Source organism: Streptomyces sp. NPDC051214 (assembly GCF_040682375.1).
GTDB lineage: Bacteria > Actinomycetota > Actinomycetes > Streptomycetales > Streptomycetaceae > Streptomyces.
The window spans coordinates 125,844-146,869 of sequence record NZ_JBFBAT010000017.1; the positions used below are offsets into that span (position 1 = coordinate 125,844).

The 21,026-nt window shown below is 68.3% G+C and carries 18 protein-coding genes; 9 read left to right on the plus strand and 9 right to left on the minus strand.

The window, feature by feature from the left end:
• Nucleotides 1–6 precede the first annotated feature (6 nt).
• From AB0M70_RS35695 to trxA, 7 genes are all read left to right on the plus strand, one after another.
• A complete protein-coding gene (locus AB0M70_RS35695) occupies nt 7–2,376 on the plus strand; it encodes a DUF6049 family protein (RefSeq protein WP_365826982.1) in 2,370 nt (789 codons plus the stop codon).
• Nucleotides 2,377–2,423: 47 nt separating this feature from the next.
• The gene (gene murJ, locus AB0M70_RS35700; protein WP_365826855.1) at nt 2,424–4,694 is read left to right on the plus strand and encodes a murein biosynthesis integral membrane protein MurJ; all 2,271 of its coding nucleotides are present in this window, start codon (nt 2,424–2,426) and stop codon (nt 4,692–4,694) included.
• Between the two features lie 118 nt (nt 4,695–4,812).
• Nucleotides 4,813–6,522: a protein kinase family protein gene (locus tag AB0M70_RS35705; RefSeq protein WP_365826857.1), complete on the plus strand. Its 1,710-nt coding sequence runs from the start codon at nt 4,813–4,815 to the stop codon at nt 6,520–6,522.
• Nucleotides 6,523–6,552: 30 nt separating this feature from the next.
• Nucleotides 6,553–7,287, plus strand: coding sequence for an RNA polymerase sigma factor SigM (gene sigM / locus AB0M70_RS35710; RefSeq protein WP_365826859.1), 735 nt, complete (start codon nt 6,553–6,555; stop codon nt 7,285–7,287).
• Nucleotides 7,284–8,231, plus strand: a complete 948-nt coding sequence (locus tag AB0M70_RS35715) for a hypothetical protein (RefSeq protein WP_365826861.1) — start codon at nt 7,284–7,286, stop codon at nt 8,229–8,231. The genes sigM and AB0M70_RS35715 overlap by 4 nt, the downstream gene beginning before the upstream one ends.
• 183 nt (nt 8,232–8,414) lie before the next feature.
• Entirely contained in the window at nt 8,415–9,374 is a 960-nt protein-coding gene (gene trxB, locus AB0M70_RS35720; RefSeq protein ID WP_365826863.1) for a thioredoxin-disulfide reductase, read from the plus strand.
• Between the two features lie 43 nt (nt 9,375–9,417).
• Nucleotides 9,418–9,750, plus strand: coding sequence for a thioredoxin (gene trxA / locus AB0M70_RS35725; RefSeq protein ID WP_363210328.1), 333 nt, complete (start codon nt 9,418–9,420; stop codon nt 9,748–9,750).
• 108 nt (nt 9,751–9,858) lie between these two features.
• Here trxA and AB0M70_RS35730 read toward each other — a convergent pair whose 3' ends face one another.
• The 9 genes from AB0M70_RS35730 to rpmH all read right to left on the minus strand — a co-directional run bounded on the left by AB0M70_RS35730 (nt 9,859) and on the right by rpmH (nt 16,786).
• On the minus strand, nt 9,859–10,476 hold the full coding sequence (locus AB0M70_RS35730; protein ID WP_363210329.1) for a GNAT family N-acetyltransferase: 618 nt from the start codon (nt 10,474–10,476) through the stop codon (nt 9,859–9,861).
• 307 nt (nt 10,477–10,783) lie between these two features.
• Nucleotides 10,784–11,896, minus strand: a complete 1,113-nt coding sequence (locus AB0M70_RS35735; RefSeq protein ID WP_365826866.1) for a ParB/RepB/Spo0J family partition protein — start codon at nt 11,894–11,896, stop codon at nt 10,784–10,786.
• A complete protein-coding gene (locus tag AB0M70_RS35740) occupies nt 11,893–12,969 on the minus strand; it encodes a ParA family protein (RefSeq protein WP_363210331.1) in 1,077 nt (358 codons plus the stop codon). Before AB0M70_RS35740 ends, AB0M70_RS35735 begins: the two co-directional genes overlap by 4 nt.
• Nucleotides 12,970–13,253: 284 nt before the next feature.
• Complete coding sequence (gene rsmG / locus AB0M70_RS35745) at nt 13,254–13,970, minus strand: 16S rRNA (guanine(527)-N(7))-methyltransferase RsmG (protein ID WP_363210332.1); 717 nt, start codon at nt 13,968–13,970, stop codon at nt 13,254–13,256.
• Nucleotides 13,971–14,069: 99 nt separating this feature from the next.
• Nucleotides 14,070–14,591: a R3H domain-containing nucleic acid-binding protein gene (locus AB0M70_RS35750; protein ID WP_365826869.1), complete on the minus strand. Its 522-nt coding sequence runs from the start codon at nt 14,589–14,591 to the stop codon at nt 14,070–14,072.
• A 14-nt stretch (nt 14,592–14,605) separates the two neighbouring features.
• On the minus strand, nt 14,606–15,898 hold the full coding sequence (gene yidC / locus AB0M70_RS35755) for a membrane protein insertase YidC (RefSeq protein ID WP_365826871.1): 1,293 nt from the start codon (nt 15,896–15,898) through the stop codon (nt 14,606–14,608).
• A 3-nt stretch (nt 15,899–15,901) separates the two neighbouring features.
• Entirely contained in the window at nt 15,902–16,261 is a 360-nt protein-coding gene (gene yidD / locus AB0M70_RS35760; RefSeq protein ID WP_365826873.1) for a membrane protein insertion efficiency factor YidD, read from the minus strand.
• A complete protein-coding gene (gene rnpA / locus AB0M70_RS35765) occupies nt 16,258–16,629 on the minus strand; it encodes a ribonuclease P protein component (RefSeq protein ID WP_363210336.1) in 372 nt (123 codons plus the stop codon). Before rnpA ends, yidD begins: the two co-directional genes overlap by 4 nt.
• Nucleotides 16,630–16,648: 19 nt before the next feature.
• Entirely contained in the window at nt 16,649–16,786 is a 138-nt protein-coding gene (gene rpmH / locus AB0M70_RS35770; RefSeq protein ID WP_006381191.1) for a 50S ribosomal protein L34, read from the minus strand.
• A 367-nt stretch (nt 16,787–17,153) separates the two neighbouring features.
• Here rpmH and dnaA point away from each other — a divergent pair, with 367 nt between their 5' ends.
• Together dnaA and dnaN are read left to right on the plus strand one after the other, a co-directional pair.
• The gene (dnaA, locus tag AB0M70_RS35775; RefSeq protein WP_365826876.1) at nt 17,154–19,055 is read left to right on the plus strand and encodes a chromosomal replication initiator protein DnaA; all 1,902 of its coding nucleotides are present in this window, start codon (nt 17,154–17,156) and stop codon (nt 19,053–19,055) included.
• Nucleotides 19,056–19,871: 816 nt separating this feature from the next.
• Nucleotides 19,872–21,002 (plus strand): DNA polymerase III subunit beta, encoded by a 1,131-nt coding sequence (dnaN, locus tag AB0M70_RS35780; RefSeq protein WP_344518427.1) that lies wholly within the window; start codon nt 19,872–19,874, stop codon nt 21,000–21,002.
• Nucleotides 21,003–21,026: the final 24 nt, after the last annotated feature.

Genomic DNA, 21,026 nt, shown 5'->3' on the forward strand with positions numbered 1-21,026 from the left:
CAACGCGTGGCCGAGGCGGCAGACTTCCCGGGGACCAGTCCCTCACCTGCCCGCCGGTGGCTGCGGCGTACGGCAGCGTTGCTGGCTGGAGCCCCCTTGCTGGCCGGCATGCTGCAGCTGTCGGCTGAGCCGACCGCACACGCCGCGACGCCGAGCGCGCCGGCAGACGCCACCGGTTCGAGCACCGTCGACGTCTCGCTCAACAAACTCACACCCACCGCGCCGACGGACGGCGACACGCTCACGATCTCCGGCACGGTCACCAACGAGAGCAAGCAGTCGGTGACAGGGGCCGAGGTGGGGCTGCGCCTGGGGCCGGTCCTGAACGGCCGGAGCCAGATCGACTCCGCCGCCAAGCGCACCGGCTACCGGCCCGGAGCCGACGGCACCGAGGTGGGCGGCAAGTACGTCAAGAAGTTCTCCAAGCTCGCCCCCGGCATCCGCCAGGACTTCAGCATCTCCGTCCCGGTCAAGGCCCTGGACCTCGGCGCCGACGGCGTCTACCAGCTGGGCGTCTCGCTCACCGGCCGGACCCCGGCCCAGCCGTGGTCCCAGGTACTCGGCTTCGAGCGGACCTTCCTGCCGTGGCAGTCGGGCGCCGCCGACACCAAGACCAAGACGACTTACCTGTGGCCGCTGGTCTCCACCTCGCACCTCACGGCGGAGACCGGCTCGGACGAGCAGCAGACTCCCGTCTTCACGGACGACGACCTGGCCAAGGAGCTCGCTCCGGGCGGCCGCCTGGAACAGATGCTGTCCCTGGGCCGTCAGCTCGACGTGACCTGGGTCGTCGACCCCGACCTGCTGGCCTCGGTCGACCACATGACGCGGAACTACCGGGTGCAGACCGCCGACGGCAAGAGCACCACGGCGGGCAAGAACCAGGCGCTCGCCAAGGACTGGCTCAACAAGCTCGAGCAGACCGTCAAGAACAAGAAGGTCGTCGCGCTGCCCTTCGCCGATCCGGACCTGGCCTCGCTGGCCCACAACGGCAGGACCGTCACCGGCTCCCTGGGCCAGCTCAAGGACGCCACCGACGCGGGGGCGATGGCCGTGGACTCCATCCTCCACGTCAAGCCGCAGTCGGACTTCGCGTGGCCCGTGGACGGCGCCCTCGACCCGTCGATCGTCGACGTCTCCACCTCGGCGGGCGCTCACACGGTGATCGCCCGCAGCGACAGCCTGCGTGAGGGCAACGCGCTGCCGTACACGCCCAACGCCGCCCGGCCCATCGGCGGTGGCACGACGGCCGTGGTGGCCGACGCACGCCTCTCCACGGCCTTCCAGGGCGACATGACGGGGGCCGAGGACTCCACGCTCGCCGTGCAGCAGTTCCTCGCCCAGAGCCTGATGGTCACGCTGCAGGATCCGGACAAGCAGCGGAGCATCGTGGTGGCCCCGCAGCGCATGCCGTCCGCCAGCCAGGCCCAGTCGATGGCCAAGGCCCTGACCGCTCTCTCGGAAGAGCGCTGGTCGGAGCCGCAGGATCTCTCGGCGGCGGCCAAGGCGAAGCCGGACCCGGCGGCCACGACCCAGGTTCCCTCGGCCAGGGCCTATCCGGCGGCGCTGCGCAAGCAGGAGCTGCCCAAGTCGGCCTTCACCTCGATTCAGGGCACCCAGAACAAGCTCAACCGTTTCCAGACGATCCTCACCGAGCCCGACCGCGTCATCACGCCCTTCGGGCGGGCCATAGACCGCGAGATGTCGACGTCCTGGCGAGGCAGGGCCGCCGAGGCGGCGACATTCCGCCAGGGCGTGGCGGACTATCTGACCACGCTCGTCGAGCAGGTGGCGCTGATCGACAAGTCCGACGCGAAGCTCTCGGGGCGCAGCGCGACGATCCCCGTGACGGTGCAGAACAACCTGGTCCAGGGCGTCGATCACATGGTTCTGCGCCTGACGTCGGAGAACCCCACCCGCCTGAAGATCGGCGGCAAGGCCTACTGGGAGCAGCCGGTCAAGATCTCGGGCGGGCACGCCCAGTCGGTGAAGTTCACCACCACGGCCAATGCCAACGGCCCGGTCCCGGTCTACGCCCAGCTCTACACCGAGGACGGGCAGCCGTACGGCAAGAGGGTCCAGTTCGATGTGAACGTCACCGAGATCACCCTCACGGTGATGCTGGTCATCGCGGGCGGCGTACTGCTCCTCGTCCTCGCCGGATTCCGGATGTACACCCAGCGCAAGCGGGCTGCCCGCAAGCAGGCGGAGGAGGGCCCGGAAGAGGGCCCGGAGGACGGGCCGGAAGACGGACAGGACGGCGAGTCCGGCACAGAGCCCGGGAAGGACGACCCCGAGCAGCCGAGTGACCCGACACCTGACACCGCTCCGGAAAGCACCGACCCGTCGGACACGGGTGAGAGAGTGGACCGTTGAGCGATGTCGTGGCCGGTGGGCCCGGGGACGATGAGGTGGGGTAATCCATGAACGCGCCGTACGACGGTGACCGTGGCCAGGGCGCGGGTGGTTCCGGTCCTCCTGAGGACGGGCAGGTGCCACCCCAGCCCGCGCCGGACGTGTATCTCCAGGATGCCTACGACCAGGACCCCTACCGGGCACAGGACCTCGCCGCCCAGGACCCGGTGACCGAGGCGCTGTACGACCGCGCCGCGCACCCCCCGCCGCCGCCCGGCTACTACCAGGACCCTCAGCCGCTCTACGCCCAGCCGCCCTCCCCTCAGCACGCCCCGGATCCTCGCGTGTGGGCGCAGACCCCGGCCCCCGAACCCGAAGGCCCGACCCGGCACCTCCCGTACGGCGACGACGCCCGCACGACGCAGTTCGTGGGCGTCGACGATCTGGTCACCCAGGCCGGCGAGGAACGCCACGAGCCGGACGCCTTCGCCCACCTCTTCCGGGACCAGCAGCCCGGCGGCTACCGCGACCAGTCCACTGGCTACCAGCAGGACGGCTACCCCCAGGGCAACGGATACCCGCAGAACCCTGGGTACCCCCAGGGCGACGGCTATCAGCAGCAGGGCGGCTACCAGCCTGCCGAGCCTCCGATGGTCCCGGCACCGGCAGCTCCCCCGGCCCCTGCGCCGGCCCCGAAGTCGGGCGGCGGCGGACGGGCCTCGAGCCTGCTGAAGTCGAGCGCGGTGATGGCCGCGGGCACGATGGTCTCCCGCCTCACCGGCTTCGTGCGCACGATGGTGATCACTGCGGCTCTCGGCGCCGCGACACTCGGTGACGCCTGGACCGTCGCGTACACGCTGCCGACGATGATCTACATCCTGTCCGTCGGCGGCGGCCTCAACTCGGTGTTCGTGCCGCAGTTGGTGCGCGCCATGAAGGACGACAAGGACGGCGGCGAGGCCTACGCCAACCGCCTGCTGACCCTCGTCATGGTCGCCCTCGGCCTCATCGTCGCCCTGGCCGTCTTCGCGGCGCCACTGCTGGTCAAGCTGATGTCGACCCCCATCGCGAACGACGAGGCGGCCAACAACGTCGCTGTCACCTTCGCCCGCTACTGCCTGCCCACTATCTTCTTCATGGGCGTGCACGTGGTGATGGGCCAGATCCTCAACGCCCGCGGCAGGTTCGGCGCGATGATGTGGACCCCGGTCCTCAACAACATCGTCATGATCTTCACGTTCGGCCTGTTCATCTGGGTCTACGGAACATCCGGCGACTCCGGCATGAACGTGAACTCGATCCCGGCGGACGGTGTTCGTCTCCTCGGCATCGGCACCCTGCTCGGCCTCGCGGTCCAGGCCCTGGCGATGATCCCGTATCTGCGCGAGACGGGTTTCCGCTTCCGGCCGCGCTTCGACTGGAAGGGCCACGGCCTCGGCAAGGCGGTCAAGCTCGCCAAGTGGACGGTGCTGTTCGTCCTCGCCAACCAGGCCGGAGTGCTCGTCGTCACCCAGCTGGCCACCGCCGCGGGCAAGGCCTCCGGCAAGGACGGCTCGGGCATCATGGCCTACTCCAACGCCCAGCTGATCTGGGGCATGCCGCAGGCCATCATCACCGTCTCCGTCATGGCGGCCATGCTGCCCCGCATCTCGCGGTCGGCCCACGACAACGACGCCGGCGCGGTCCGCGACGACATCTCGCAGGGGCTGCGCACCTCCGCGGTCGCGATCGTCCCGGTCGCCTTCTCGTTCGTCGCCCTCGGCGTCCCGATGTGCACCCTGCTCTTCGCCTCCAGCGGCAGCCAGGCCGCCCAGTCCATGGGCTTCGTCCTGATGGCGTTCGGCCTGGGACTGATCCCGTACTCGGTGCAGTACGTCGTCCTGCGCGGCTTCTACGCCTACGAGGACACCCGGACGCCCTTCTACAACACGGTCATCGTGGCCGCCGTCAACGCGGCAGCGAGCGTCCTGGCCTACGTCCTCCTGCCCGCGGAGTGGGCCGTGGTCGGCATGGCCGCCTCGTACGGCCTCGCTTACGCGGTCGGTGTCGGTGTCGCCTGGCGCAGGCTGCGCAACCGCCTCGGCGGCGATCTGGACGGCACCCAAGTCCTGCGCACCTACGCCCGGCTCGCCATGGCGTGCATCCCCGCGGCCGTTCTCGGCGGCGCCGCAGGTTACGGAATCCTCAAGACTCTCGGCGACGGCGCGGGTGGTTCGCTGATCGCTTTGGTGGTCGGTGGAGTCATTCTCGGCGGCGTCTTCTTCGTGGCCGCCCGAAAGATGCGGATTGCGGAGCTCAATTCGATGGTCGGGATGGTGCGCGGCCGTCTCGGACGGTGAGATACAGGGGTTCGCACAACCATCACCGGCCACCGCGTGTCGTGCATAGCGCCGGACTGTGGGCACAATTGGCTTTGGCGTCTGACGAAGCGCGATGGATGGGGAGGCAGGAACGACGGTGGCGGAACGGAGCACGGCTGCCGTCGACGTGGCAGACAACAGCGGCGATGAGCCGCTGACCGCGAAGGCGGACGAGGCCACGGCCGACGGGGTGGCCCAGACCCGGGAGCGGGAAACGGCAGAAGAAGGCGCAGCGGAGATTGATGAGCCCATGGGCGCGGGGGCGGCATCACCCCCCGAGCTGCACAGCGGCCACAAGCTCGCCAGACGCTACCGACTCGAAGAATGCGTCACCCGTCTGGACGGTTTCAGCAGCTGGCGTGCGGTGGACGAGAAGCTCCGCCGGGCCGTCGGCGTGCACCTGCTGCCGGCCGACCATCCGCGGGCACGATCGGTGCTCGCCGCGGCCCGCTCGTCGGCGCTGCTCGGCGATCCCCGATTCGTCCATGTACTGGACGCCGTCGAGGAGAACGACCTCGTCTACGTGGTTCATGAGTGGCTGCCGGACGCCACGGAACTGACCGCGCTGCTCGCCGCGGGCCCTCTTGAGGCCCACGACGCGTATCAACTCGTCAGTCAGGTCGCCCAAGCCATGGCTGCCGCCCACCGCGAGGGACTCGCCCACCTGCGGCTGACCCCGAGCGCGGTGCTGCGGACGTCCTCCGGTCAGTACCGCATCCGCGGCCTCGCCGTGAACGCGGCGTTGCGCGGCATCAGCTCGGACACCCCGCAGCGCACGGACACAGAAGCGGTCGGCGCGCTCCTGTACGCCTCGCTGACCCAGCGCTGGCCGTACGAGGACGACGCGTACGGCCTCTCCGGGCTCCCCAAGGGCGTCGGCCTCATCGCACCCGACCAGGTGCGCGCAGGCGTGCACAGGGGCCTCTCCGAGCTCGCCATGCGCGCGCTCGTGAACGAGGGTGCGACGGCCTCCCGCCAGGAGCCGCCGTGCACGACCCCTGAGGAGCTGGTAAAGGCGATCGGTGAGATGCCGCGCATCCGCCCGCCGGAGCCCGCCTTCACCGCACCGCCCGAGTATCAGCGAACGACCTACCAGCAGGGCACCTACGGCCGCACCGCGCCCCGCCCCGGTGTCACCCAGACCGTCCCGACCCCGCCGCCCCCGCTACAGAGCCGTACCGGCAAAGCCCTCAAGTGGGCCGTGTCCGCACTGCTCATCGCGGCGCTCGGGCTCGGCAGCTGGCAGCTCGCGGACGCGTTGATGGACCGGGGCAACTCCGAGGACCCCGGCAGCGCCGACACGTCCGACGAGGGTGACAAGAGCGAGCCGAAGACCGCGCATCCGATCAAGATCGCGAGCGGCAAGGAGTACGTGCTCCAGGGCGGCCCGCAGGATCTCGCGGGCGTACCCAACACGTACGACGGCGACGCCTCGACGTACTGGCGGTCCAAGAGCTTCATAGAGGGCCCGAAGCTGGCCCCGTACAAGCCCGGCGTCGGTATCGTCTACGACCTCGGCAAGGAAGAGGACGTGTCGGCCGCGTCACTCGGGCTTCGCTACGGCGGCGACCACACCACGGTCGAGCTGTACGCCGCGAACTCGATGTCCTCCTCGACGCCCCCGAGCTCCATGAAGAAGATCGGGACCGCCACGACCACCGGACAGACCGCGAAGATCAAGGCGAAGAAGCCGGTCGCCACGCGGTACGTACTGGTCTGGCTCACCGACGTCCCGCAGTCACCGCGTGACGAGTACAGCAGCGCCGGGTACAAGCAGGCCATCACGGACGTGAAGTTCACGGGCTGACCGAGGCTCACCGGGGGAGGGGGTTCGACGGTGGACGACACCACGCACGGCGAGATGAGCGACCAGGACCTCCTGGCCCGCCATGTGGCAGGCGACAAGGATGCCTTCGGTGAGCTCGTCCGGCGCCATCGCGACCGCTTGTGGGCCGTGGCCCTGCGCACGCTGGGCGACCGCGAGGAAGCCGCTGATGCCGTCCAGGACGCTCTGGTCTCCGCCTACCGCGCCGCCCACACCTTCCGCGGTCAGTCGGCCGTCACGACGTGGCTGCACCGGATCACCGTGAACGCCTGCCTCGACCGGGCCCGCAAAGCGGCGTCCCGCAAGACCTCCCCCATCGACGACACCGAACGGCTCGAGCAGCTCCTCGAACCGCACGAGTCGGCGGAAGCGCCCGTCGAGCGCGGAGATCTGCACCGCGAGGTCATCGAAGCTCTGGGCACCCTGCCGCACGACCAGCGCGCCGCCCTCGTCCTCGTGGACATGCAGGGCTACCCGGTCGCCGAGGCTGCCAGCGTGCTCGAGGTGCCCACCGGCACCGTGAAGAGCCGCTGCGCTCGCGGTAGAGCCAGACTGCTGCCGCTGCTCACCCACCTGCGCACGGAACCCCGTAAGCAGAGCGGAGACGGCGGCGACGACGAGGAAGGCAAGAAGTCTGGCCCGGGAAGGAACCGGACGCAGGGGACATCCGTCCCACCTGCAGCGGGACCACGGGACGCGGGACCAAGCGATTCAGCTGCTGTGAAGGGCGGAGGTGGGCGAGCGTGACAACCACGACCGATTCGGCCGGGCACCCAGAAGTCGCCGAGATCTCCGACCTCACGGAGGGGCTGCTGCCTCCGTCCCGAACCGTCGATGTCCGGCAGCACCTGGACGACTGCGAGCTCTGCGCCGACGTCTACGACTCCTTGGAGGAGATCCGGGGGATTCTCGGCACTCTGCCGGGGCCGCCACGGATGCCGGCCGATGTCGCAGGACGGATCGACGCCGCGCTGGCGGCCGAAGCGCTTCTTGACTCCATCGCACCCGAATCCGTCGAGGCGATCGATCCGGATCCAGCACCGGAGCCAACGGCTGCCGCACGTGTTTCACGTGAAACATCGCCCGCCTCCGTGCAACGCGGCGAGCCCGCCGACCGTCCCGCGGGTCACTCACGCGCTGCGACTGGACCCGGACGACGCAGTCGCTTGCGGAGCGGCCGTCGGCGCAACGTAGTGCTGGGTGCCGTTTTTACGGCAGCCGCCATCGGCCTGGGTTCCTTGTTGCTGCAGAACGTGGGCGGCGACTCAGGTGATGGGGGCGAGACGCCTTCGGAACACACCAACTCCGCGCACGCCTTCTCCGAGGACAAGCTCAAGGGCCAGGTGACGGATCTGCTCGCCAAGGCGCCCACCACGAGCCCCGAGTCCGGCAGCGACAAACCGTCCTTCGACGTGCGGTCCAGCCCGGAGTCCCCGAAGGAACAGCAGAAGATGCGTGAGTCCACGGTGACCGTCCCGACCTGCATCCAGCTCGGCATCGGCGACAAGGTACCGCTGGCTGCCGAGAAGGGCACCTTTAAGGGGAAGGACGCCTACCTCGTCGTGGCGTCCCATGACTCCGACACGACGAAGGTCTCCGCGTACGTGGTCGACGCGTCGTGCGTGGACAAGGCGTCGTCGGCCTCCGCTGCGGGCAAGGTACTGCTGACCAACTCCTACGCGCGGCCCTGACCTTCCCACCGCTGCGGCGGGAGACTCGGCTCAGCGTGGCATCCTGGCGTCCCCTGACATGCTTCCGTGCGCTCGGACACGTCGGGAATGCATGCCCCGTAGGATCCGTTGGGTGGGATGAGAGACCTGATACAGGCACCCACCAGCAGTACGCAGCAGTCTCCAGAGACGAGGAATCAAGCCGTGACCGACGTCCGTAACGTGATCATCATCGGCTCCGGGCCCGCCGGCTACACGGCGGCGCTCTACACCGCGCGAGCGTCGCTGAAGCCCCTGGTGTTCGAGGGCGCCGTCACCGCAGGCGGTGCGCTGATGAACACCACCGAGGTGGAGAACTTCCCCGGCTTCCAGGACGGCGTCATGGGCCCCGAGCTCATGGACAACATGCGGGCTCAGGCCGAGCGCTTCGGCGCCGAGCTGGTGCCGGACGACGTGATCTCCGTCGACCTCACCGGTGAGATCAAGACCGTGACGGACACGGCGGGCACCGTGCACCGCGCGAAGACCGTCATCGTCACGACGGGCTCCCAGCACCGCAAGCTCGGACTGCCGAACGAGGACGCGCTCTCCGGCCGCGGCGTCTCCTGGTGCGCGACCTGCGACGGCTTCTTCTTCAAGGACCAGGACATCGCCGTGATCGGCGGCGGCGACACCGCGATGGAGGAGGCCACCTTCCTCTCGCGCTTCGCCAAGTCCGTGACGATCGTGCACCGTCGCGACAGCCTGCGTGCGTCCAAGGCGATGCAGGAGCGCGCGATGGCCGACCCGAAGATCAGCTTCATCTGGGACAGCGAGGTCGCCGAGATCAAGGGCGAGCAGAAGCTCTCCGGTCTGACGCTGCGCAACCTGAAGACGGGTGAGACCTCCGAGCTGCCCGTGACCGGCCTCTTCATCGCGATCGGCCACGACCCGCGCACGGAGCTCTTCAAGGGCCAGCTCACCCTGGACGACGAGGGCTACCTGAAGGTGGACGCCCCCTCGACCCGGACGAACGTGCCCGGCGTCTTCGGCGCCGGTGACGTCGTCGACCACACGTACCGCCAGGCGATCACGGCGGCCGGCACCGGCTGCTCCGCCGCCCTGGACTCCGAGCGGTTCCTCGCTGCCCTCGTGGACAGCGAGACGGCCGCCGCCGCCGTCTGACATCCCATCCTCCCCACCGCATCACCGAGTTAAGGAGCCCGCCGTGGCCGGCACTCTGAAGAACGTGACCGACGCCTCCTTCGAGGAAGACGTCCTGAAGAACGACAAGCCCGTCCTGGTGGACTTCTGGGCCGCTTGGTGCGGCCCGTGCCGCCAGATCGCGCCCTCCCTCGAGGCGATCGCGGCCGAGCACGGCGACAAGATCGAGATCGTCAAGCTCAACATCGACGAGAACCCGGGCATCGCGGCCAGGTACGGCGTCATGTCCATCCCGACCCTGAACGTGTACCAGGGTGGCGAGGTGGCCAAGACGATCGTCGGCGCCAAGCCGAAGGCGGCCCTGGAGCGCGACCTCGCGGACTTCATCGCCGAGTAACGAGCGACGCCACCACAGGCGACGCGTTGTTTCACGTGAAACACGAATGGGCCAGCCCACCTGGGCTGGCCCATTTGCATGAGAAGAGCGGGTCGGCGCCGCCCAGGATCAGAGCGGCCGGAGCACGGGCTCCTTCTGTACCGCTCCCAGCAACCGGTCGAGCGCCATCTCGACGTCTTCCTTCCAGGAGAGCGTCGTACGCAGCTCAAGCCTCAGCCGTGGATACGAGGGGTGCGGACGGACCGTCTTGAAGCCCACCGCCAGCAGATGATCGGCGGGCAGCACACAGGCGGGCTTCTCCCACCGGGCATCACCGAAAGCCTCGATCGCCTTGAACCCCCGTCGCAGCAGATCCTTCGCGACTGTCTGGACGATGACACGGCCGATCCCCTGGCCCTGGTAGCCCGGCATGATCCAGGCGGTCATCAGCTGCACGGCATCGGGGGACACCGGGCTGGTCGGGAAGGCGGTGGCGCGCGGCACGTACGCCGGCGGGGCGTACAGCACGAAGCCCACCGGAAGATCATCTACGTAGACGACTCGGCCGCAGGATCCCCACTCGAGCAGGACCGCGGAGATCCACGCCTCTTTCTCGAGCTCCGGCGTACCGGCCTTTACCGCGGCCTGGCCGCTGACCGGGTCCAGCTCCCAGAAGACACACGTCCGGCAACGCTGGGGAAGGTCCGGAAGGTTGTCCAGCGTGAGCGGTACGAGCCGACGCCCCATGAAGGCTGTTCCTCACTTCCTTCGCCCGCCGCATCACGGGCGGCAGTCAGAGCGCTCCGTTCCTTCAGCAGGCTGCCGACGAATCCGCCGACGGCTCCCAGCCCAAGGCCCGCAGTCATCAATCCGGTCCGGCTCACCGATCGCATGGCCCTCCCCTCCCCAATGAGGTGCCGCCTGCTGGATGTGCCATACCCAATCGCATCGTATCCACGATGCGATTGCACCGAAACCGTAGGAAAGCAAAGAGCGGGCCGTGTTCCGGTACACACCGGACACGGCCCGCTCTCGGCGGACTGGCGGATGAGGCTCAGGCCCCTTCGCCCTCGGACGTGTCGTCCTCGGCGGCGTCCTCGGTGAGCCCGTTCTTCAGGACCGGCCCCTCGCCCGGAGCGAGCGTCGCGAGGATGCGCTCCAGGTCCTCCAGCGAGGCGAAGTCAACGACGATCTTGCCCTTCTTCTGCCCCAGGTCCACCCTCACCCGGGTCTCGAACCGGTCGGAGAGACGCGTCGCAAGGTTGGTCAGCGACGGCGACACCCGAGCACCCGCACGCGGCCCCTTGGCCCGCGGAGTGCTCTGCGGCCGGGAACCCATGAGGGTCACGATCTCCTCGACGGCCCGCACCGACAGCCCCTCGGCCACGATCCGGTGCGCCAGGCGGTCCTGCTCCTCCGAGTCCTCGACGGACAGCAGAGCACGCGCGTGGCCCGCGGAGAGCACCCCGGCAGCCACCCTACGCTGAACCGCCGGCGACAGCTTCAGCAGCCGCAGCGTGTTCGAGACCTGCGGGCGCGAACGCCCGATCCGGTCCGCGAGCTGGTCGTGCGTGCAGTTGAAGTCCCTGAGCAGCTGGTCGTAGGCAGCAGCCTCTTCGAGCGGGTTCAGCTGTGCGCGGTGCAGGTTCTCCAGGAGCGCGTCCAGGAGAAGCTTCTCGTCGTCCGTGGCGCGGACGATCGACGGGATGCGCTCGAGACCTGCCTCACGGCAGGCCCGCCAGCGCCGCTCACCCATGATGAGCTCGTAGCGCGAGGGCCCTACCTGCCGCACGACGACCGGCTGGAGAAGCCCGACCTCCTTGATGGAGGTCACCAGCTCGGCGAGGGCGTCCTCGTCGAAGACCTCACGGGGCTGCCTCGGGTTGGGCGTGATGAAGTCGAGAGGCAGCTCGGCGAAGTGCGCACCGACCGGGCTCTCCTCGATCTCCACCGCTTCGTTTCGCGGCTGCTCCGTTTCATGTGAAACAGGGCTCTGCGGGAGCGCCGCCACCTTCGCGGCCGCCACCCCCCGCTCGGCGGTGAGTACCGGTACGGCACTGGGCGAAGCCGAAGCTCCGTTCATGGCCTGGGCGGTCGACTTCTCCGTCGGGGCCGCAGGGATCAGGGCACCGAGGCCACGGCCCAGCCCTCTACGTCGCTCGCTCACTGCATCCCCTCCGTCGTGCTGTGCTGATCATTCTGAGCGCCCAGGTGGGCGTGCTGTACGTCGTAGCGAATGCCGACGCCTCGGAGCGCGATCTCCCTCGCCGCCTCGAAGTACGAGAGAGCGCCGCTGGAGCCCGGATCGTAGGTGAGCACGGTCTGGCCGTAGCTCGGCGCCTCGGAGATACGGACCGAGCGGGGAATGCTCGTCCGCAGGACCTCTTCGCCGAAGTGGGTGCGCACCTCGTCCGCCACCTGTGAAGCGAGCCGGGTGCGGCCGTCGTACATGGTGAGCAGGATCGTCGAGACGTGCAGGTGAGGGTTGAGGTGCCCTCGGACCAGGTCGACGTTGCGCAGGAGCTGGCCGAGGCCCTCCAGTGCGTAGTACTCGCACTGAATGGGGATCAGCACCTCCGCGCCGGCAACCAGGGCGTTGACCGTGAGCAGGCCGAGCGAGGGCGGGCAGTCGATGAGGACGTAGTCCAGCGGCTGCTCGTACGCCTGGATCGCCCGCTGCAGACGGCTCTCCCGCGCCACCAGCGACACCAACTCGATCTCCGCACCGGCGAGATCGATGGTGGCCGGAGCACAGAAGAGTCCTTCGACATCGGGGACCGGCTGCACGACTTCAGAGAGCGGTTTGCTGTCGATCAGCACGTCGTAGATGGACGGCACTTCCGCGTGGTGGTCGATGCCCAGCGCCGTGGAAGCGTTGCCCTGCGGGTCGAGGTCGATGACCAGGACGCGCGCGCCGTGCAGAGCAAGTGAAGCGGCGAGGTTGACGGTTGTCGTCGTCTTGCCCACTCCACCCTTCTGGTTGGCAACCACCATGACTCGGGTCTGCTCGGGTCGTGGCAGGCCTTCGCCTGCTCGGCCCAGGGCTTCCACCGCCAGTTGGGCAGCACGACCGATGGGGGTGTCGTCCATCGGGGGCGGTGTTTCACGTGAAACATCCTCCCCCGCCGACTCGGTACGGGGACCGGGGACCGGATCGGTCATCGGTCCCGCGATGTTGGCGTCGGACCGCAAGGATTCACTCTCCTCGACTTCAGGCTCGCAATGAACAGAGCCTCCCATGCTTTGAGGGTCGTGAACCAGCGAGGCCCGGTCTTCTGTGGACGAATCCACCTCTGTGGACAACTCCGTTCCCTTATCGAGGGAACCGAGTGGCCGACGCTCGCGAGGTTCCGCAGCGCGGCCGCGACTGATGATGCCATGCAGCAGTGAGCGACGTTTCACGTGAAACACGATGCACGGCAGCCGGGGTGCCGCATGCGCGACACCCCGGTATGCGTACGTTTGGCAGCTTGTGTGGAGTACGGCTCGTCGTCAGGACGGATCAACGACGAGGGTGGGAATGCTCAGCGACGACGCCTGGTACGACCGGTCCGAGCAGCCTTCGCGCGCTTGGCCGCGAAGCGCACACCGCCAGGGCTCTCCCCGACCTCGACCCGCACGACCGTGGACAGCGGGTCCACCACACCCTCGCCGACATGCAACACGGAGGTGGTCACCGCGCCGAGCTTGCTCAGAGCGGCCCCAGCGGCCTTGACCTCTTCCTCGGCCGTGTCGCCCTTGAGCAGAAGCATCTCCCCGTAGGGACGCAGGAGCGGCACGCCCCAGGCCGCGAGGCGGTCCAGTGGCGCCACGGCCCGCGCGGTCACCACGTGGACGGGAGGCAGCTTGCCAAGGACCTCCTCGGCGCGCCCCCGCACGACGGTCACATGGTCGAGCCCGAGCAGCTCGACCACTTCGGTGAGGAAGTTGGTCCGCCGCAGCAGGGGTTCAAGCAGCGTGATCTTCAGATCCGGGCGGACGAGAGCCAGCGGAATACCCGGCAGACCCGCTCCGGAGCCGACGTCGCACACCATCACGTTCTCGGGCACGACCTCGGAGAGGACCGCGCAGTTCAGCAGGTGCCGCTCCCACAGCCGAGGCACTTCGCGGGGGCCGATCAGTCCGCGCTGCACTCCCGCGTCGGCCAGCAACTCCGCGTACCGGACCGCGTCCGAGAAGCGCTCACCGAATACCGCCCGGGCCTGCTCGGGCGCCGAGGGGAGCTCCGCTGCCTCCGTCACGGGGACCGTCCTTCCGTACCGCACTGGGGTGGCTGACTATCAGGCTGACAAAGACCGGCCCCGCCTGAGAACAGACGGGGCCGGGGAAACGACGTGCGATCAGGCGGGAAGCACGACGACGAAGCGCTGCGGCTCCTCGCCCTCGGACTCGCTGCGCAGACCGGCGGCCTTGACCGCATCATGCACGACCTTGCGCTCGAAGGGCGTCATCGGCTTGAGGTTGACCGGCTCACCCGAGCTCTTCACCTCGGCCGCGGCCTTGGCACCCAGCTCGGAGAGTTCCTCGCGCTTCTTGGCGCGGTAGCCCGCGATGTCCAGCATGAGGCGGCTGCGGTCACCGGTCTCGCGGTGCACGGCGAGACGCGTCAGCTCCTGGAGCGCCTCCAGGACCTCGCCGTCACGGCCGACGAGCTTCTGCAGGTCGCGGCTTTGCGAGTCGCTGATGATCGAGACAGCGGCGCGGTCGGCCTCGACGTCCATGTCGATGTCGCCGTCGAGATCGGCGATGTCCAGCAGACCCTCGAGGTAGTCCGCCGCGATCTCACCCTCCTGCTCGAGGCGGGTGAGGGTGTCGCCGGCCTCGACCTCGGCCTCGGCGGGGGCGGTGGTGCCTTCCGTCACGGGATGGACTCCTTCTACTTCTTGGACGGGTGCTTGGGCCGCTGCTGGCCCTTGCGCTGCCCCGACTTGGCTTGGCGTGCGTTACCTGACCCGGACTTGCCACCCGCGGGCTTGCCCTTGGGAGCGGCGTCCTCAGGCTCGTCCGGAGTCTTCTCCAGTGACGTCTTCGCGTCCGAAGGCGTCTCCGTGTCGCTCTCCGCCTTGCCCTGCTGCGCGGCGGCGGACTGGCGCTGCGACTTGCTCTGGCGCTTGGGCTGCTGCCGCTTCGGGGTGGCGCCGGCGGGAGTGCCGTCCTCGGTCTCCGTGGCGACAGCGGAGTCGCTCGGCGCGACGGAGCCGTCGGTCTGGGCCACGAGACCCGCCTTGCTCAGGCCGTTGATGAACTTGCGCTCGAACTCGTTGCGGTCACGTCCCTTGGCGACGATCGCCTTCATGACGTTCACGTTGCCGCGGCCCCGCACCTTCTTGTGGTGCGTGATCTGCTTCTGCAGGCGCTCGAGGTACGCGGCCTGAGCCTTGGAGCCCGGGGTCGGGTTACGGCGGATCACGAACATCTGCTGACCCATGGTCCAGACGTTGGTGGTCAGCCAGTAGACGAGAACACCGACCGGGAAGTTGATGCCGAACACGGCGAACATGATCGGGAAGACGTACATCAGCATCTTCTGCTGCTGCATGAACGGCGTCTTGACCGTCGTGTCCACGTTCTTCGTCATCAGCTGGCGCTGCGTGAAGAACTGCGACGCCGACATCAGGATGATCATGATCGCGGTGACCACGCGGACGTCGGTCAGCGAGGCGTGGAGCGCCTCGACCTTCTCCTGGCTGTCCATGAACTTCGCGGCCAGCGGGGCACCGAAGATGTGTGCCTTCTGCGCGCTCTCGAGCAGCGGCTTGTCGATGACGCCGATGGTGTCGTTCGACGCGATGCCGGAGAGCACGTGGTAGAGGGCGAAGAAGAACGGCGACTGCGCCAGGATGGGAAGGCACGAGGAGAGCGGGTTCGTACCCGACTCCTTGTACAGCTTCATCATCTCTTCGGACTGACGCTGCTTGTCGCTCTTGTAGCGTTCCTGGATCTTCTTCATCTCGGGCTGCAGCGTCTGCATCGCCCGGGTCGCCTTGATCTGCTTCACGAAGAGCGGGATCAGGCAGATACGGATCAAGATCACCAGGGACACGATGGACAAGCCCCAGGCCCAGCCCGTGTCAGGACCGAAAATGGCCCCGTACAGCGAGTGGAACTGGACGATGACCCAGGAAACGGGTGTCGTGATGAAGCTGAACAGACTGGCAATCGTGTCCACTAATCAGGCTCCTTGAGCATGGGACGGGGTCTCGGCGGCCGGGCTCGGGGTATCCGGGGACATCTCCCCGGAGGGCACGCCAGCGGCGGAGGGCCCGCCCTTGCGCTCGCGCCACATGGCGCGCAGCATCTCGTGCCACCGCGGACGCTTGCGCGGCGGGACATGGTCGACACCACCGAGCGACCACGGATTGCACCGCAGGATGCGCCAGGCCGTCAGCGCCGTTCCCTTGATCGCACCGTGCCGGTCAATGGCCAGGTAGCCGTAGCGAGAGCACGACGGGTAGTACTTGCACACCGGACCAAGCAGCGGACTGATGGTCCACTGGTACAGCTTGATCAGAGCCAGCAGTGGGTACTTCATCGAGCGCCCCCTCCCAGCAGCCGCTGAAGAGCGGCGTCCAGGTCTTGGGCCAGCTGTGCATGGGCGGCGTCACCCGACCCGGGCAACGCTCGTACGACTACCAGGCTACCGGGGGGCAGCTGGCCCACCCGGTCGCGCATCAGATGGCGAAGCCTGCGCTTCACCGTATTGCGTACGACTGCTCCGCCAACGGCCTTGCTCACGACGAAACCCGCACGCGTCGGGGGAACGCTCTCCCCAGGCGCGTGCGGGTCCGTTGCACCGCTACGAAGATGGACGACGAGAAGCGGGCGTCCGGCCCGTCGTCCTCGGCGTACCGCGGTCGCGAAGTCTTCGCGCCGCCTCAGCCGATGCTCGGTAGGCAGCACGACGTCATGACCTAAACGATTAGGCGGAAAGGCTGGCGCGACCCTTGCCACGACGGTTCGCGAGGATCGCGCGGCCGGCACGGGTGCGCATCCGCAGGCGGAAGCCGTGGGTCTTGGCGCGGCGGCGGTTGTTCGGCTGGAAGGTGCGCTTGCTCACTCGGGGGCTCCAGAAATGATTGTGTGGTGGCGGGACATCGCCTGGCTGTCACCGTGCGCCCACGAGAAGCTCGCGAATACGCACCGAGTGCACCGCTTCACAATCACAGATCGTGATCTTTGCCCATCGGAGGCAGGCGGCAGCAGCCATCGACAACTCGACCTGGTCACGGTACGCGGGGCTGCGCCATCCGGTCAAACCGACCGTCAGGGAGAGACACTGTGCACAGCCTGTGGACAACAACTTGAACCGCAGCCGTTGCCCTGACTACCGTGGCCAAACTCCGATTCATTCCCTTCTCCCTGCCCATCCCGATTTCCGTCCCAAGAACCACACCTTCGTGGGACCCCGTGAGAGAGCGTGCCTTGTGGCTGATGTACCTGCCGATCTTGCCGCAGTGTGGCCACGAGTTCTGGAGCAGCTGCTGGGTGAGGGGCGGGGACACGGAGTAGACGCGAAGGACGAGCGCTGGATCAAGCGCTGCCAGCCGCTGGCACTCGTCGCCGACACCGCCCTGCTGGCCGTGCCGAACGAGTTCGCCAAGGGCGTGCTCGAAGGCCGCCTCGCCCCCATCGTCAGCGAGTCGCTGAGCCGCGAGTGCGGCCGCCCGATCCGCATCGCCATCACGGTCGACGACTCGGTCGGCGACCCCATGGACCGGCCGGGCCCCACGGCGCCGCCGTACCAGCAGCAGTCCGGCCAGCAACAGCAGCAGCGTTATGAGGAGCCGGAGCAGCACCCGGGCCCCAGTCAGGGCAACCAGGGACATGAGCAGTACGACGGTTACGGCCGCCGCACCTCGGACGACCACGCCCCGGGCCACGGGCCCGACCAGCTGCCGACCGCCCGACCCGCGTACCCCGACTATCAGCGCCCCGCGCCCGGCGCCTGGCCGCAGCAGCAGCCGCCCCAGCAGGACGACTACGGCTGGCAGCAGCAGCGGCTCGGCTTCCCCGAGCGGGACCCGTACGCGAGCCCTCAGCAGCAGCCCCAGCACGACTACCGGTCGCAGCCCCCGCAGGGGCGCTCCCCGTATGAACAGCACCGCCAGGACCGGCAGGACCAGCAGGACCGCCACGACCGGCACGACAGACGTGAGCGTCACGACCAGTCGCAGGGATCCGGCGGCCACGACCCCAGGGGCGGCGGCCACGGCAACGGCCACGGTGTCCACGGCAGCGGAACCCCCGGCCCGCTGGCCGCTCAGCCGGCCCCGGCGTCGGCGCCCGGCGAACCCACCGCGCGCCTCAACCCGAAATACCTCTTCGACACCTTCGTGATCGGCGCGTCGAACCGCTTCGCGCACGCCGCGGCCGTCGCCGTGGCCGAGGCGCCCGCCAAGGCGTACAACCCCCTCTTCATCTACGGGGAGTCCGGGCTCGGCAAAACGCACCTGCTGCACGCCATCGGTCACTACGCCCGCAGCCTCTATCCCGGCACGCGCGTGCGCTACGTGAGCTCCGAGGAGTTCACGAACGAGTTCATCAACTCCATCCGCGACGGCAAGGGCGACACCTTCCGCAAGCGGTACCGCGAGATGGACATCCTGCTCGTCGACGACATCCAGTTCCTCGCGAGCAAGGAGTCGACGCAGGAGGAGTTCTTCCACACCTTCAATACGCTCCACAACGCGAACAAGCAGATCGTGCTCTCCAGTGACCGGCCTCCCAAGCAGCTGGTGACGCTGGAGGACCGGCTGCGCAACCGCTTCGAGTGGGGCCTGATCACCGACGTCCAGCCGCCGGAGCTCGAGACGCGTATCGCCATCCTTCGTAAGAAGGCGGTGCAGGAGCAGCTCAACGCCCCGCCGGAGGTCCTGGAGTTCATCGCGTCCCGCATCTCACGCAACATCCGTGAGCTCGAGGGCGCGCTGATCCGGGTCACGGCCTTCGCCTCGCTCAACAGGCAGCCGGTGGACCTGGGTCTGACGGAGATCGTCCTGAAGGACCTGATCCCGGGCGGCGAGGACGCCTCTCCGGAGATCACGGCTCCGGCCATCATGGCCGCGACCGCGGACTACTTCGGCCTGACGGTGGACGACCTCTGCGGATCCTCCCGCAGCCGCGTCCTGGTGACGGCCCGGCAGATCGCGATGTACCTCTGCCGCGAGCTGACGGACCTCTCTTTGCCCAAGATCGGCGCGCAGTTCGGCGGCCGCGACCACACGACGGTCATGCACGCGGACCGCAAAATCCGCGCTCTGATGGCCGAGCGACGCTCGATCTACAACCAGGTCACCGAGCTCACCAACCGCATCAAGAACGGCTGACAGACGCAGGCAGACACCTCCGAAGGGCGCTCCGGGACAACTTCCGGGGCGCCCTTCGGCGTTGTGCACGCGCGCGTGGAGCCCGTCGACGCCTCCCCGCTGTTCGATTTCCCCAGCTGAGAGGCCTGTTCTCCACAGATGTGCGCACTTTTTCCCCTCCACACCCTGGGGACCGAGAAGTTGTCCAGACGCTGTCCACAGGGGACCCTGCTGAAGGATCATCAAGCCAGGTCAAGTGGCTGTGGATTGGTGGACGACGGTCCTCCACAGGCTGTGGAGGAAAATCTCGTCCACAGGGTGTGCACGAACTTGTCCACCGGCAACCCACAGGCTCGGGCCGGTTGTCCCCAGCTTTCCCCAGCTTCTCCACATGGCTGTCCACTGTTCGGCAACGCAACGCGCCCCGTCACCGTGCCGAGTGAAAGGCGTCACACCAAGGTGGTCGGTTGGCCTGTGGGGAAGGTGGGTAAAACTGGGGACAGCGCTGGGGAGAAGTACCCCTTGCCTGTGCATCGGGTGTGCAGAACTTTCGCCCGTCCACAGAAACCACCGGTTGTCCACCGCCTCCACCCACAGGCGCAGTGGATAAAAAACCGGCACTGACCTGCGCATACGCGGTTATCCACGGTTTCCACAGGCCCTACTACTACTGCCCCCTAGAGTCACCGGGGAATTGGCTTCGAAGAGGGGCCTGTGCACAACTCGCGCTCCGGACCTCAGATGCCGCTCGTCACGACTTGACCCCGACGGGCACCCACTGTCAGTGCGGTGCGTCAGACTGGTCCCCAGTGCCAGCAACAGCAGGAGGGCGGCTAAGTGAAGATCCGGGTGGAACGCGACGTACTCGCGGAGGCAGTGGCGTGGGCGGCGCGCAGTCTCCCGGCCCGGCCACCGGCACCTGTCCTCGCGGGCCTGCTGCTGAAGGCCGAAGAAGGCGCACTCAGCCTTTCCAGCTTCGACTACGAGGTCTCGGCGCGTGTCTCCGTGGACGCCGAGATCGACGACGAGGGCACGGTCCTCGTCTCCGGCCGGCTGCTCGCCGACATCTGCCGCGCCCTCCCCAACCGTCCGGTGGAGATCTCCACAGACGGTGTGCGGGCCACGGTGGTCTGCGGCTCCTCGCGATTCACACTCCACACACTCCCTGTGGAGGAGTACCCCGCGCTGCCGCAGATGCCCACCGCGACCGGCACGGTCCCCGGTGAGGTCTTCGCCTCGGCCGCCGCGCAGGTGGCCATCGCCGCGGGCCGCGACGACACGCTGCCCGTCCTGACCGGCGTCCGCATCGAGATCGAGGGCGACACGGTCACGCTGGCCTCCACCGACCGCTACCGCTTCGCGGTCCGCGAGTTCCTGTGGAAGCCGGAGAACCCCGAGGCGTCCGCGGTCGCCCTGGTGCCCGCCAAGACGCTCCTGGACACCGCCAAGGCGCTCACGAGCGGCGACACGGTCACCCTGGCGCTGTCCGGCTCCGGTGCCGGTGAGGGCCTGATCGGTTTCGAGGGCGCCGGACGGCGTACGACCACGCGTCTCCTCGAGGGCGACCTGCCGAAGTACAAGACGCTCTTCCCCACGGAGTTCAACTCGATCGCGGTCATCGAGACCGCCCCGTTCGTCGAGGCCGTGAAGCGCGTGGCCCTGGTGGCCGAGCGGAACACCCCGGTGCGGCTCAGCTTCGAGCAGGGCGTGCTGATCCTGGAGGCCGGCTCCAGCGACGACGCACAGGCTGTGGAAAGGGTCGACGCCCAGCTCGAGGGCGACGACGTCTCGATCGCCTTCAACCCGACGTTCCTGCTCGACGGCCTGAGCGCGATCGACTCCCCGGTCGCCCAGCTGTCGTTCACGACGTCGACGAAGCCCGCGCTCCTGAGCGGCAGGCCGGCCGTGGACGCGGAGGCCGACGAGGCCTACAAGTACCTGATCATGCCGGTACGTCTGAGCGGCTGAGCCCACAGGTGTGAGCGGGCGTCC